This is a genomic window from Nocardia sp. NPDC004151 (assembly GCF_042874235.1).
Taxonomy (GTDB): Bacteria; Actinomycetota; Actinomycetes; order Mycobacteriales; family Mycobacteriaceae; genus Nocardia.
Window position 1 is genome coordinate 332,543 of sequence record NZ_JBIAMR010000007.1, and the last position, 12,534, is coordinate 345,076.

14 protein-coding genes and 3 pseudogenes are annotated in these 12,534 nt (G+C 67.9%); 6 read left to right on the forward strand and 11 right to left on the reverse strand.

The genetic code is table 11. The annotated features are described in order from the left end of the window. Positions 1 to 6: 6 nt before the first annotated feature. The 5 genes and pseudogenes from ACFYTS_RS18780 to ACFYTS_RS18800 all read right to left on the reverse strand — a co-directional run. The gene (locus ACFYTS_RS18780) at positions 7 to 201 is read right to left on the reverse strand and encodes a hypothetical protein (RefSeq protein WP_387305782.1); all 195 of its coding nucleotides are present in this window, start codon (positions 199 to 201) and stop codon (positions 7 to 9) included. A gap of 180 nt (positions 202 to 381) precedes the next feature. Then, positions 382 to 1,182: a HugZ family protein gene (locus ACFYTS_RS18785; protein ID WP_387305784.1), complete on the reverse strand. Its 801-nt coding sequence runs from the start codon at positions 1,180 to 1,182 to the stop codon at positions 382 to 384. A 36-nt stretch (positions 1,183 to 1,218) separates the two neighbouring features. Beyond that, positions 1,219 to 2,448 carry a DNA polymerase IV gene (gene dinB / locus ACFYTS_RS18790; protein WP_387305787.1) on the reverse strand — a complete coding sequence of 410 codons (1,230 nt, stop codon included), beginning with the start codon at positions 2,446 to 2,448 and terminating at the stop codon, positions 1,219 to 1,221. Positions 2,449 to 2,491: 43 nt separating this feature from the next. Continuing rightward, entirely contained in the window at positions 2,492 to 2,977 is a 486-nt protein-coding gene (locus ACFYTS_RS18795) for a hypothetical protein (protein ID WP_387305790.1), read from the reverse strand. Between the two features lie 77 nt (positions 2,978 to 3,054). Then, positions 3,055 to 3,510 (reverse strand): annotated as a pseudogene (locus ACFYTS_RS18800) (ArnT family glycosyltransferase); the annotation flags it as partial. Between the two features lie 94 nt (positions 3,511 to 3,604). On the opposite strand from ACFYTS_RS18800, the gene ACFYTS_RS18805 reads away from it, so the two are divergent. After that, positions 3,605 to 4,834 (forward strand): serine hydrolase domain-containing protein, encoded by a 1,230-nt coding sequence (locus tag ACFYTS_RS18805; RefSeq protein ID WP_387305793.1) that lies wholly within the window; start codon positions 3,605 to 3,607, stop codon positions 4,832 to 4,834. Between the two features lie 8 nt (positions 4,835 to 4,842). After that, entirely contained in the window at positions 4,843 to 5,484 is a 642-nt protein-coding gene (locus ACFYTS_RS18810) for a GNAT family N-acetyltransferase (RefSeq protein WP_387305796.1), read from the forward strand. 25 nt (positions 5,485 to 5,509) lie between these two features. Here the strand turns inward: ACFYTS_RS18810 and ACFYTS_RS18815 are convergent. After that, positions 5,510 to 5,659: pseudogene (locus ACFYTS_RS18815) on the reverse strand (XRE family transcriptional regulator); the annotation flags it as partial. A gap of 83 nt (positions 5,660 to 5,742) precedes the next feature. Then, on the reverse strand, positions 5,743 to 6,972 hold the full coding sequence (locus tag ACFYTS_RS18820) for a saccharopine dehydrogenase family protein (RefSeq protein ID WP_387305798.1): 1,230 nt from the start codon (positions 6,970 to 6,972) through the stop codon (positions 5,743 to 5,745). A gap of 448 nt (positions 6,973 to 7,420) precedes the next feature. Between ACFYTS_RS18820 and ACFYTS_RS18825 the strand changes: the two genes are divergently transcribed. Both ACFYTS_RS18825 and ACFYTS_RS18830 read left to right on the forward strand, forming a co-directional pair. Continuing rightward, a complete protein-coding gene (locus tag ACFYTS_RS18825; protein ID WP_387305801.1) occupies positions 7,421 to 8,569 on the forward strand; it encodes an NAD(P)/FAD-dependent oxidoreductase in 1,149 nt (382 codons plus the stop codon). A gap of 15 nt (positions 8,570 to 8,584) precedes the next feature. Then, positions 8,585 to 9,082, forward strand: coding sequence for a hypothetical protein (locus ACFYTS_RS18830; protein WP_387305803.1), 498 nt, complete (start codon positions 8,585 to 8,587; stop codon positions 9,080 to 9,082). Here ACFYTS_RS18830 and ACFYTS_RS18835 read toward each other — a convergent pair. From ACFYTS_RS18835 to ACFYTS_RS18845, 3 genes and pseudogenes are all read right to left on the reverse strand, one after another. Next, positions 9,070 to 9,396, reverse strand: a pseudogene (locus ACFYTS_RS18835) (PaaX family transcriptional regulator C-terminal domain-containing protein); the annotation flags it as partial. The gene ACFYTS_RS18830 and the pseudogene ACFYTS_RS18835 overlap by 13 nt on opposite strands. A 43-nt stretch (positions 9,397 to 9,439) precedes the next feature. Further along, on the reverse strand, positions 9,440 to 9,790 hold the full coding sequence (locus ACFYTS_RS18840; RefSeq protein WP_357276644.1) for a hypothetical protein: 351 nt from the start codon (positions 9,788 to 9,790) through the stop codon (positions 9,440 to 9,442). A 70-nt stretch (positions 9,791 to 9,860) separates the two neighbouring features. Next, the gene (locus ACFYTS_RS18845; protein WP_387305806.1) at positions 9,861 to 10,373 is read right to left on the reverse strand and encodes a dethiobiotin synthetase; all 513 of its coding nucleotides are present in this window, start codon (positions 10,371 to 10,373) and stop codon (positions 9,861 to 9,863) included. A 113-nt stretch (positions 10,374 to 10,486) separates the two neighbouring features. Between ACFYTS_RS18845 and ACFYTS_RS18850 the strand changes: the two genes are divergently transcribed. Together ACFYTS_RS18850 and ACFYTS_RS18855 are read left to right on the forward strand one after the other, a co-directional pair. Further along, positions 10,487 to 11,431 (forward strand): MerR family transcriptional regulator, encoded by a 945-nt coding sequence (locus ACFYTS_RS18850; RefSeq protein WP_387305809.1) that lies wholly within the window; start codon positions 10,487 to 10,489, stop codon positions 11,429 to 11,431. 2 nt (positions 11,432 to 11,433) lie between these two features. Beyond that, the gene (locus ACFYTS_RS18855) at positions 11,434 to 11,763 is read left to right on the forward strand and encodes a thioredoxin family protein (RefSeq protein WP_387305812.1); all 330 of its coding nucleotides are present in this window, start codon (positions 11,434 to 11,436) and stop codon (positions 11,761 to 11,763) included. Here the strand turns inward: ACFYTS_RS18855 and ACFYTS_RS18860 are convergent. Next, positions 11,760 to 12,476: a MerR family transcriptional regulator gene (locus tag ACFYTS_RS18860; protein WP_357276635.1), complete on the reverse strand. Its 717-nt coding sequence runs from the start codon at positions 12,474 to 12,476 to the stop codon at positions 11,760 to 11,762. The genes ACFYTS_RS18855 and ACFYTS_RS18860 overlap by 4 nt on opposite strands. Between the last annotated feature and the right edge of the window lie 58 nt (positions 12,477 to 12,534).

The window sequence follows — 12,534 nt, forward strand, 5'->3', positions numbered from 1 at the left end:
ACCGGGTCAGGGCTGTAGCCGCCAGGCCGCGTCAGGTTTGGGGAGCGGCCAGATCCAGCCGTGCCGGACGCGCAGTTCGAGCAGTTGCTGCCGTCGTCCACAGGATTGCTCGGTGTCGCCGTCGCCTTCGACGCAATTGCGGTGTGTCCAGAGCATGGCTTCGACCGTGCCGGACAAGCGCATGGCGTCATGCTCTGGCATCCGATGATGCTTGAAGACAGACGGCGTGTCCGACATGGCCCAATCATCCCTCAAAGGTGGCGGGCTGTCGTGCGGTCTGCGCGTCTTCGCAGCGCCGGAAGGGCATCCGCTGTCCATGGAGGTGTTGATCGCCGTTCGCGACGCGACCCTGTTCGGGCGCCTGAGGCGCGGCGCCGTGGGTCATGGCGCATCCTTCGAGGCTCGCGCCAATTCGACTGTCGCCGTACGCAATTCGGCGATGGTGTCGATGGGCTCGAGGTAGCCGATCCGCGTCACGGCGATGCCGCGGGGCGTGGTGACCCGCAGATCCAGTCCGAACCGGTCGGCACGTTCGCAGACCGCGGCCGTCGCATCCGGGTACCCGCCGCGCGCGTGCGCCATGTCGAGCAAGGCATCAGCATGATCATCGTTGAGATGCGCGATCGCCCGCCCCGCGGCGGGAATGATCGGATCGGCCTGAGCCGCCGCGTATTCCTCGCCCGTCGCCGAGTCCATCCGGCCGTAGCCACCAACCCACCGGGCCCGCTGCACGCGCAGCACCCACACCGTGAAATCGCTGAAGTCGATGTAGGTCTTGGCTGCCGGGACCGCCGCCAGGTGCGCCTCACGAGCGGCGACCGCCTCCGCGCCCTCGGGCCGCTCGGCGACACCGGCCAGCGTCAATCGCGTTCCGGCCAGCGGATCCTCGGGCAGATCCGGGGTGACGATCGAGACGCTGGCCCGTGGATCGCCCGCCAGATTGCGGCCGTGCTCGGCCATGCGGGACACGCACAGCACCGGCTGACCATCGAGCAGCCCGTACGTAACGAAACTGGCCCAGGGTCCGCCGTCGGCGGACAACGTCGCCAAGGTCGCCGTATTCGTCGCCGCGGCAACCGTTCTGGCCTCATCGGCCGCGGACGGCCGCGTGGTGTTCACGATCGGGGTCAGCGGCGGCGGAGTCGAGGGAGCGTCGCCGGGGTCACCGTGGTCGAGAGCCATGCGTCACAGGCTACCCGCGCCACCGAACACGACTGATCAGTCCGGAAGGATCGGCACCGACAGCCCTTCACCCTTGCGCAGCAGCGCCGCGCGGGTGACCGTGCCCGCACCGAATCGATCCCGCAGCGCGTCCAGCGTCGAATCCAGGGTCGATTCCGCGCGCGCCTCGAACGGCAGCGACAACTGCATATTGTCGGCCCGATCGAGATTGGTCAGGGTCAGGCCGATGAGCGTGAGCCCACCGCGCTCCTTGATCAGGGGCAACACTGTCTCCAGCAGCGTGCGCGCCGCACGCAGGATCACCGTGCCACTGTCGGTGGCCTCCGCAAGGGTGTGCGAGCGGGTGGCGCGGGTGAAGTCGTCGAAGCGCATGCGCAACACCACCGTTCGGCACACCCGTCCCGCTCTGCGCAGCCGGTGCCCGAGCCGATCGGCCAGTCCGTGCAGATACGCTTCGAGCTCCTCGTCGCTGCGGTACCGCCGCCCCATGGCCCGTTGCGCGCCGATCGACCGACGCCTCCGGCCGGTGTCCACGCGCCGGGGATCACGCGCCCACGACAAAGCGTGCAGGTGCCGGCCGACACCCGGGCCCAGTACCGCGGCCAGCGGTCCCTCACCCATGTCGGCGAGCTGGCCGACCTTGGTGATCCCGCGCTCGTGCAGTTCGCGGGCCGTCACGGCGCCCACGCCCCACAGTCGTTCCACCGGCAGCGGATGCAGGAACTCCAGCTCCTTGTCCGGCGGAACCTCCAGCAGCCCATCCGGTTTGGACACCGCGCTGGCCACCTTGGCGAGGAACTTGGTCCGAGCCACCCCCACCGAGATCGGCAGCCCGACCTCGGCCCGCACCCGCTCCCGTAGTCCGCGCGCGATATCCACCGGGCTTCCCGCGATCCGCCACAGGCCCGCCACATCGAGGAACGCCTCATCGATGGAGATGCCCTCGACCTCCGGGGTGGTGTCCCGGAAGATCTCGAACACCGCCTTGCTGGCCTCCGAATACGCCGACATCCGCGGCGGCACCACGATCGCGTTCGGGCAAAGGCTCACCGCCTGACGCAGATTCATCGGCGTCCGCACTCCGAACGCTTTCGCCTCATAGCTGGCGGCCAGCACCACCCCGCCACCCACCAGGACGGGTCGGCCGCGCAGTCGCGGATTGTCCCGCTGCTCCACCGATGCGTAGAACGAGTCCAGGTCGGCGTGCAGGATCGCCGCCCGCTCGGGGCGCTCCTGCCTGCTCGACATCGACCCGGACACGAACATATGTTCGCATACCCATCGGTCTGATGTGTGCGGGGCGGCCGAATCAGTGCGGTGGCGCGGTCAGGTCGTAGACGGCCATGTCGTCGAAGTGGTGGGTGGCGGTGTAGTGAGCGGTCACCCAGGCGAGGATTTCCGTGTTGCCGGCCGGGTGCCAGATGCCTTGGGGTGCATTCGGTTGCATGGTGCTGGAGGGGTCCGCCGGTTTGGGGTCCACGCGCCAGGAGTCGGGGAGCTTGACCTCGGGGATCAGGTAGTAGGTGATGTCGTGGTCACGGACCATCTGCTGGAACCGTGGGAGGGTGGGAACCGGATCCTCCGAGGTGAAGCTGCCGATCGCGAGGATGGGTGTGCGGCTGGCCAATTCAAGGCCCGCCGCCGGGGAGGAACGGTCGATGGCGGCCGACCACTTCGTGTTCGTCTGCTGCAGCAAGGCCACCAGCTGGGTATCCGCTTGCCCGCCCATCAGGGTCGAGAGCTGGCGGCGGAACTGGTCGGCCGGCCCGGACTGCTTCGGACGGGTCGGGCCCACGGTGGGACTGCCACCGGTGTGGGCCTGCGGCAGAGTGGCGGCGGCGTAGGCGGTGGAACCGGCCAGGGACGCTAGGACGCCACCACGGGCGTCACCGCGAGCGCGACGCCGGCCAGCAGCCCCGCGCCGCGGTTGCCGGTCACGCGAACCACGGCCGAGTACATCAGCGCCACCGCGCCGACCGCCATGATTGCCTGCGGTGCAAGCATGCTCGCGCTGCTGAATCCGAACACCTGCCCGGACAGGCCCATCACCCACTGCGAGACCGGCGGCTTGTCGACCGTGATGAAGTTGCCCGGATTCAGCGACCCGAACAGCAGCGCCTTCCAATCCCGCGATCCGGACCAGACGGCTGCCGCGTAGAAGCTGTTGCCCATCGCGTTGACGCCGATGTTCCACAGGTAGGCGGCCGCGGTGCCGAGGAGCAGCACCGCCGGCGCGATCCGTTCCCAGCGTCGGGCGGGGGCGAGGCCGTCCGGTTGCGCGGTCGGCGGGGTGGTCGGTTCGGACGGTGCCAGCTCGGCGGTGGTCACGCTCACCGCGGGAGTGTGTGTCCGGCCAGCCGGTGAACACCCTGGCCTCAAGCTGGGAGCTTCCTGGGAACCAAGATCTCCCTATGCTGGTCGCATGACCCCTCCGATGACGGCGCTGGTGCGGATCGACCCCGACCTCGACGCCGTGACCACGATCGGTCCCGAATCCGACCCCGCCGACGCCGGCCTCCCGGGCGGCGACATCGAGGCGATCTGGCGGTCCGTGCAGGACTGGTATCGGATGGGCACCACGCCGGCCATCCAGGTGTGCCTGCGCCACCGCGGGCACATCGTCCTGAACCGGGCCATCGGCTACGGTTGGGGCAACGCGCCGAAGGACGCACCGGATGCCGACAAGCGGCTGGTGACGCCCGACTCGCCGTTCTGCGGCTTCTCCACGGCCAAAGGCGTAGCCGCCGCCGTGATGTTCATGCTCATCGAACAAGGCGCGTTCGCCTTGGACGACCGGGTGTGCGATTACGTGCCCGAGTTCAGCAGCCACGGCAAGGATCGCATCACCATCGGCGACGTCATGTCGCACTCCGCGGGCGTCCCGTTCATCACCCCGCCCTACCGGGGCTCCGAACTCGTCCTCGACGAAGAACTCGCCGTGCGCGGCCTCGCCGATCTCGTGCCGAGCTGGCGGCCCAACCGCTTCCGCGTCTACCACGCCATGACCGGCGGCCTGATCCAGCGACTCCTGGTCCAGCGCGCCACCGGGCGGGCCATGCGCGACCACCTGCGCGAGCAGGTCCTCGAACCGCTCGGCTTCCGCTGGAACAACTTCGGTGTCCGGCCCGAGGACGTCGACAGCGTGGTCCCCAGCGTGCGGGTCGGCCCCGGCCCGTCCAAGGTGTGGCGTCACCTCGCCGGGCGCGCGCTCGGCGGCGGCCTGTCCGGCCCGACCGACGAATCCGCCGCCCGCGCCTTCCTGACCGCGGAACTCCCCTCCGGCAACCTCGTCACCACCGCCACCGAGCTGTCGCGCTTCTACGAAATCCTGGCCCGCGGCGGCGAACTCGACGGTGTCCGGATCATGCGGCCCGACACCCTGGCCGCGGCGACTCGTCCGGCCCGCCGGCTGCCGGGCGTCGCCGGCCGGGTATCGGTGGCGGGCTACGAATTGGGTGCGCGCCGTTCCAAATTCGGCCCCGACACCGGCTCCCATTTCGGCCGCAGCGGACTCACCACCCAGTACGGCTGGGCCGACCCCGCGCGCAGTCTCGCGGGCGCGATCCTGACCAGCGGCAAGGCCCAAGCCGACATGGACCGGCCGTCGCGGTTGGTCGCGCAAATCTCGACGGCGATCCGCCCGGAGAGCTGACTCAGGTCGTGTCGTGGTGGGTCAACCCGGTCAGCGCGCGGACGGTGGTGTGGCTCAACGAAACCCAGCGACATCGGCGGCGAGACCTTCTCTACGCGAGCGAGATCTACGTCCCACATGGGTTCACCAGGGACGCATTACACGCCATCCATCGCGCGGCCGCACACGATGAACGGGAGCGAACCATCGATATCAGGAAGTACCAGCCTACGGACAAGCAAGCGTGTTTGAAGATCATGGCGAGCAACACCCCTGAATTCTTTGCACGGCACGAAGTTTCGGAGTTCGAGGAGTATCTCGACAATCTGAGCGACCCATACTTCGTCGTCGAGGATCAGGGCGCCATCGTCGCATGCGGCGGGTGGCGCCTGCGCCCAGACGGCACGGCCGCGCTGTGCTGGGGCATGGTGCGACGCGCGGATCACCACGGGGGCATCGGCACCCTACTCACCCGGGAACGCCTCCGCCTGATTCGCGAGCAGGGCAGGGCGTCCTGGGTCGTCCTCGTAACGAGCCAGCACTCGCAGCCGTTCTTCGAGCGCTTCGGTTTCGTGGCCATCGCGTCCGTCCGTGACGGCTTCGCGCCCGGACTCGATTCGGTCGAGATGCGCTTGGCTATCGCGACCGGCGACGCCCACGGAGATCGGTGAGGACGTCGTTCGAGCCGACCACTTCTCACCCGGTCCACTTCGCGCGCATGTGCATGCGCTGCCCTTGGGAACCGAAGAGGCTGAGGATCTCGACCGATCCCCGGCCGGTGCTGCCAAACCAATGCGGCACCCGGGTGTCGAATTCTGCGGCCTCACCGTGACCGAGCACGATGTCACAGCACGTACAACCATTAATCAGGCTCGGACGACCACCCGGTGGCCCGGAATCGGCCAGGCCACCGGGAGTCTCGGTATCGACTATTCGATCGGTTCCTGCTCGACCAGATAGACGGGGGTGCCTGCCTTGCGCCCCAACACCACATCGAGAGCCTCGAAGAACCGTTCGGGGTCGATAACGGCCTCGGGCGGGTGGACGCCCGGTCGGCGGGCCGAGCCATCGATGACCTGAGACATGCCGATTGCCAGCGGGATTCCGGTTGCCCGCGCCATGTCACCGAGCAAGGCGCGGGCCGGGTCCTCCGGTGAGCCGGACAGGTTCAGGTGCGCCAATACCATGTGCGGGCGCCCCCGCTTGATGCCCGATACCGCTGCGAAGAACGGCGGGAGATTCTCGGGTCCCTTGGCGCGCAGCGCGGTCGGCGCCGACCGGATGATGCGCAGCAAATTCGGATCGGCGAGGGCGGCCACGGCACCTTCATTGGTGAGTTTGCCCCTGTCGATATCGCGTCGGAGGGTATCGAGGTAGGCCATAGTCCACGTACTCATCACCATCAGGTTGATCGCATCGCCGGTGGGTTTCAGGGTGCGTTGCAGGGTGATCGGCTCCGGATGGCCGATGGAGTACGCGGTTCCACAGCGTCCACCGGGAAGTTTCAACGACACCGGGCGAAGGGGGCGTTGCTCGTTGAGCTGACCGGCGGTCACACCCTTGATCGTGCCGCTGCTCTGCTGCATCCAGTGCACCGCCGCGGCCGAGGGGAGACCGTCGGGCCCGAGCAGTTGCGCGTCGTCTCGGGTCGTGTCGCCCGCGTCGTCGACGTCGACCGGCCACGCTGTGTAGGCATCGCGTATCGAGTCGAGTTCCGCGGCAGCGATTGCCGCCAGCAAATTGCTGATGCCAGGGCTGGCACCCATGCCGATGATCGCGCACACCTCCCGGGCACGAGCCGCCGCGTCGAGCTCGAGCATCTGCAGCGTGGGTTCCCAGTCGTCGCAGATATCGAGGTAGTGCGTCTGTGTGTCGATCGCCGCTTGCAATACCGCCAGCCCGAAGCGGTAGTAGGGCCCGACCGTGTTGAGCACTATGTCTGCCGGCGCGAGCGCAGCTCGCAACTGTGCTTCGTCGGTGACGTCCACCTGGATCGCCCGCACAGCCACGGGCGCCTCTGCCAAGAGACGCGCCAATCGTTCGGCTGCGCCCAGATCTCTATCTGCGACAACGATTTCCGTCACCCCTCGGACATTGACCGCTGTTTGCGCGGCCACGGTGCCCATAGCACCCGACCCTCCCAGTGCAAGAACCTTCATCGGGTGCTCCTAACTTCCAAGATCGTGGGTTGCCGGGTTCACGCGCACGGTGCCGTGCACCACTTTGCGCGTGGTCGGCAGAGCGCTGTGCCCGCGCCGTCCGGGCGTGGGACTCGTGAGAGAGGGCGTTGGAACTTGCCTCCACACCGTTGCCCCCCAATCCCATACGACAACCCCGGCCGTGATAAGTCGCTGAAGTGACCATGCTCGGTGCTGCTCGGCTGCGCGACGTGCGGGCGGTGCTCCGCGGCCGCGACTGCTGGCGCCAGGACCGTTCCGGTTGTGATCGCCGCTGCCAGGAGCAGGAGGGCTGAACTGCGGGTCAGAAGCTTCACCATCACTCTTTCTTTCGAATGTCGTACGATCGTATCAAGAACGATAGTTGAACGTATGATCTATTGGAGGGCGAGATATGTGCGAGTCCGCGGCCGGGGGCACCGCGCCGGGCATGCGATCGACATCGACTCGACAACCGGGCCTCAACGGCAGCGGCCGCCGCCACAGAGCTGGCACAGTTCGGCAGCAGGGATGTGATTTCCTCCGCGAGCGAGATCTCGAACAGACGGCGACCGACGTCATCGTCATCGGATCGGGTGCGACCGGGGCCACCATCGCTTATGTCCTGGCGCACAACGGCATCCGCGCAATCTGTATCGATCTCGATGTGCGCGGTGCTGGAGTGACCGATAGCGCGTTCGGGTGGATCCGCCCAACTCACACCAGTATCGGCTCGGAACTGCATCGCGACGCGATCGCTGACTTCCGCGCTCTGGAAGCGGATCTCGGAGGTGCGCTATCGATCTCATGGGCCGGGTCGCTGACCTGGTTTCGGGCACCGGAACACACCGAATCGTATGTGAGGAGGCAACAGGGGCTGGCCTTGCCGACCGAAGCCGTTGATGCCGACGGCTTCCGACGTCTGGAACCCTCCTTGCGTCGCCGACCGGAAATTGCGGCGTACGCACCGCAGGAAGGTGCGGTCGCGCCAGGGCGAATGCGACGAACCCTTCTCGCCGCCGCCCGAGACCATGGGGTCCGGGTCGTGGAGGCGCCCGTCTCCGAGATTGCGGTCGGGATCGACGGTGGGGCACAGGTCTTCTCCGATGCCGGCGTCTTCAACGCGCGATACGTGGTGTTGGCGAACGAGCTTGGTGCCCCACGTCTGGCAGCACAGGTGGGCACTGTGCTCGAGGTCGAGTCCGCACCGGCGATCCGATACACCTTCCGGGCCGCCGCGCCACTGTCACGGCGAGTCCTGTCAGGCCCGGACTACGAGATCAGGCCCTGGCATCGAGGAACGTATCTGGGTGCGGCGGACTACGTGACATCCGAAGGACCGCATCGCCCCGTAACTCGCGTGCACCGCGCACTCGACGTGATCCGCCGCGATTTCGGCCTGCGAAATCCCCTGCAACTGATGGACTTTCGCGTCAGCTTCAAACCGATGCCTACGGCCGGGCGGCCCTACCTGGGCGCCCTCCTCAGCGCACCTCAGGTGCTCGTCGCCTGTATGGATGCTGGAATCACCTTGGCACCTGCCGCTGCCCGCCGGGTACTCCATCACATTACCGGCGCCGCCGAGCTCGCTGCGATCTGAATCACGAGGTTGTCGATGGAGTACAACGGCACTGTGCGCTCATACCTGCGCGGACTACATCAACTGCGCCCCGCTCGGCGTCTCGTCCTCGTCGAGTCCGCCGTCGGGTTGCTTGTGGGGGTGGCGACACTGCCGCAGTCCTACCCGTCGGACGGGGAGTCGGCGATGTGGGCACAACTGCTCGGCCTGTCATTCCTGCTGGCCAACCTCGGCGCGAACCTGCGTGTGTGGCATCGGGTCGTCGCCACCGGTGTGAGGTTGCGCTATCACCGGGCGGCACTCTCCGGCGGACAGCAGCTGCGCCAGTTCATCCTGGACGAGCGACGGCTCCGGATAGCGACCATCGTGTACGTGGCCGCGATCTGCATCCTGGTACCGCTACCCCCGTCGTGGCGATGGCTCTGGTTCACCCTCACCTTGCTGACCACAGTGCTGACCGCGGCGTCGCTGTGGCGAATGTGGCGCGCCGAGGTGTGTGGCCCCAACGGCGGGAACCGAAACTACGACGTGTAAGCGGGGTCGGAGGCCCCGCTGATGACATTCGAGTACCAGCGGAACAATCGAACAGGTTGCGCGGGATCGGATTTGAGCACTTGTGCCCAGCGGGCCGCCACCGCCGCGCGCGCAGCTGTGCCGACCCACGGCTGAGGAAGCAACTGAGGTGGCAGCAGCGGATCAGGCTCCATAGCGTTCGTGAATTCCGCGGCCAGGGCGACGGCGATCGTCAGATGTCGAACGCGCGAGGAGCCTCGCAGTTCCTGCAGGTATTGTTCGGCGGCCACGAGCAGCCGCCGATGACCGTCTGCGATGCGGTCGAGCGGCCACAGTCAGTGGCCCGTCGACATCGGAAACAAGAGCGGTCGGCCGGGTCTAGGCCTTGGCCGCCAGGGCCACGCGGGCGTCGGCGAACCATTCCTGGGTGCCGACCAAGCCGGCGGCGATGTCCTTGCGGGCGCCGTTGAAGCCGTAGAGGTTGCCGGCGTAGCGGGTGAGTACGGAGCCCTCGTGCTCTTCGAGTTCCTCGAGGACGGCGGCGTCCCCGAGAAGGTAGGCGACGTCGGCGAGTTCGGTGGGGGACCACGCCTCTCGGTAGTCGTCCCAACCGTGCTGCTTGACGGCGAGGGCACGTTCGACCAGGGTCGCCTTCAAAGCCGCGCGGTCCGCGTCGGTTGGCTGCCGCGATGTGAGGTGGTCCCAGTTGATCCGTTCTGCGTCGGCCATTCGCCCATTGTCGCATCGTGGGGTGCGCGCTCCGCGCCACGGCGGTGGTCGCCGGTCGAGCCCGGCCGCGTCAGAGCGCGCCGGTGAGTCGGCGCCGGAACTCGGTGGCGGCGGTGAGCGCCAGGTCGACGGTTTCCGCCGGCGTGGTGGCGACGGCCCCGCCCTCGATGGGTTCACCGGCGGCGTCGAGGACTTGCCAGCCACCGATCATGACGACGGGCACACCACGGCCGTTCGCCAGCGCGTATTCGGACAGGGTGCCCCAGGAGCCGCCGGCCACGATGACCGCGTCCGCGGACCCGACCAGGACGGCGTTTCGGGCCGCGCCCAGGTTGGTGTACAGAACCGCGGATACGCCCGCGCAGACGCCGGCCGGGTCGGTGTCGGGGCGCACCGCGATCACCAAACCGCCCGCAGCCGAGGCGCCTTCGGCGACCGCGGCCATCACGCCGGTGCCGCCGCCGCACAGCACGGTGGCACCGGCCTCGGCCAGCAGGCGGCCGATCTCGCGGGCATGGGTGGTGTCGGCGTCGGTGGCGTCGCGCGGTCCGCAGACCGCTACCTGGATAGGCGATACGGCCATGGGTCGCTCCTGCTCGTCTCGGCGGCGCATCTCGTAATCAGACTAGGCCGGTCCCGGCATTCACCGGTGGCGGGTTGACCTTGCCCCTAGGGGCAGCATTTAGATTCGGCGTCATGCGGATTGGTGAAGTCGCTCGGCTGGCGGAAGTCAGTCCGAAAGCGATTCGGCGGTACGAGGCGCTGGGATTGGTGGCTCCGGCCCGGCAGGCGAACGGGTATCGCGAGTACGACGACGACACGATTCGGCTGGTGCGCGAGATCCGTGTGCTCAACCGGCTCGGGATTCCGGTGGAGGAGACCCGCCCCTTCCTGGAGTGCCTGGTGGCGGGCAGCGAGCACGGTGACGACTGCCCGGAGTCGCTGGCCGAGTATCACCGAGCCATCGACGATCTGACCGCACAAATCGAGGTGCTGACCGCCCGCAGGGACGGTCTGATCCAGCGACTGCGGGAGGCCGCGTATCGGCGCAGCGACGCCGTTCCTGCTCCGGGCCTGGACGATCTGATGAAGCTACCCGCTGATCTGGTGGCGCCGATCGACGACGGCGCGGCCGTGCATCTGCCCGGAGTGCGGGTGCCCGCGGTGTCGATCGACGATTCCGGCGGCGAGCGAATCGATCTCGCCGCGCTCGGTCCTGGACGCACCGTCATCTACCTCTACCCGTTGACCGGCCGACCCGACGCCGACATTCCCGCCGGATGGAATGACATCCCGGGAGCCCGCGGCTGCACGCCCCAGTCCTGCGGCTTCCGAGACCACTACACCGAGCTGCGCGCCGCGGGCGTCGACCGGCTCTTCGGCCTGTCCAGCCAGACCACGCGCCACCAGCACGAGGTCGTCACTCGATTGCGGCTGCCGTTCACGATGCTGTCCGATCCGGACTTCTGCGTGGCCGACGCACTGTCGCTGCCAACCTTCGATTTCGACGGCACCCGGCTCTACAAGCGGCTGACCCTGGTCATCCGCGACGGCGTGATCGAGCACGTCTTCTACCCGGTTTTCCCACCCGACCGACACGCGGCCGAACTCCTGCGCTGGCTACACGAGAAGGAATCCTGACCATGACCGAGATAACCCGCATCACCGACGAGAGCTTCGAGCGACAGGTACTGGCCCGCAAGGGAACCGTCCTGGTTGATTTCACGGCCGAGTGGTGCCCGCCCTGCCACATGATCAAACCGGTGCTCGCGCAGATCGCCGACGAGCGGTCCGACACCTTGACCATCTACACGCTCGACACCGACGAAAACCCCACGGCCGTGCGGGATTACAGAATCATGTCGCAGCCGACCCTGTTGCTCTTCCGCGACGGTCACCTGCTCCGCACCCTCGTCGGCGCACGATCCAAGACCAAGCTTCTCGCCGAACTCGATGCCGCCCTGCGCAGCTAGGTTCGAGACCGCAGGGCCCGCAGCTCGGCGGCTCCGTCGAGCAAGGCCAGTGACCGGGATTCGATACTCGCGTCCCGAACCGCCAGCCGCTCCAGCACCTCGTTCCAGCGGCGAGCGCCCCGGAATTCGGCCATGAGGATGCCCAGGGCCGGGATGCCGTACCCGGCGCGGCGGAGCTGGTGCACGATGCGCGCGTCACGGACGTCGGCGGGCGCGTAGACGCGGGCATCTCGAGGAGTGGCGCGGCCCGGAGTCACCAATCCTGTTGTGTCCCAATGCCGCAGGGTCGAGGGACGGATGCCGAGAGCATCGGCGAGCTCGGAGACGCTCATCGAGTCCGCAGCACGGACCTCGGCGATGGGTTCGTCGCTGATGTGGCGGACGGCTGCCCGGGTCGCCTCGAGATCACGGCGTTCGGTGTCGAGGCCCGCGTGCGTGGCATCGAGCAGGGCGAGCATGCGTGCGGGGGAGTCGAGCTGGGCGGCGCGGACGATGTCCTTGGCCACCACGGGCCCGGTTCCGGCCGCGAGCGCGCGGTAGGCCCGAGCCGCCACGACATGACGGTGGTCGTAGACCCGGTACCCGGCCGGCGTCCGTGTCGCGGGCGGCAGGACGCCATCGCGTTCGAGATTGCGGATCTGCTGAACCGAGTACCCCGCCCGGCGCGCCACATCGGCAGTCCGCAGAACAGCGGAGTTGCGACTTTCGACCACCTCACCTCGGCTTTCCGCACCCAAGTCTCCACGAGCACTTCGGGTCCACGATAGAACT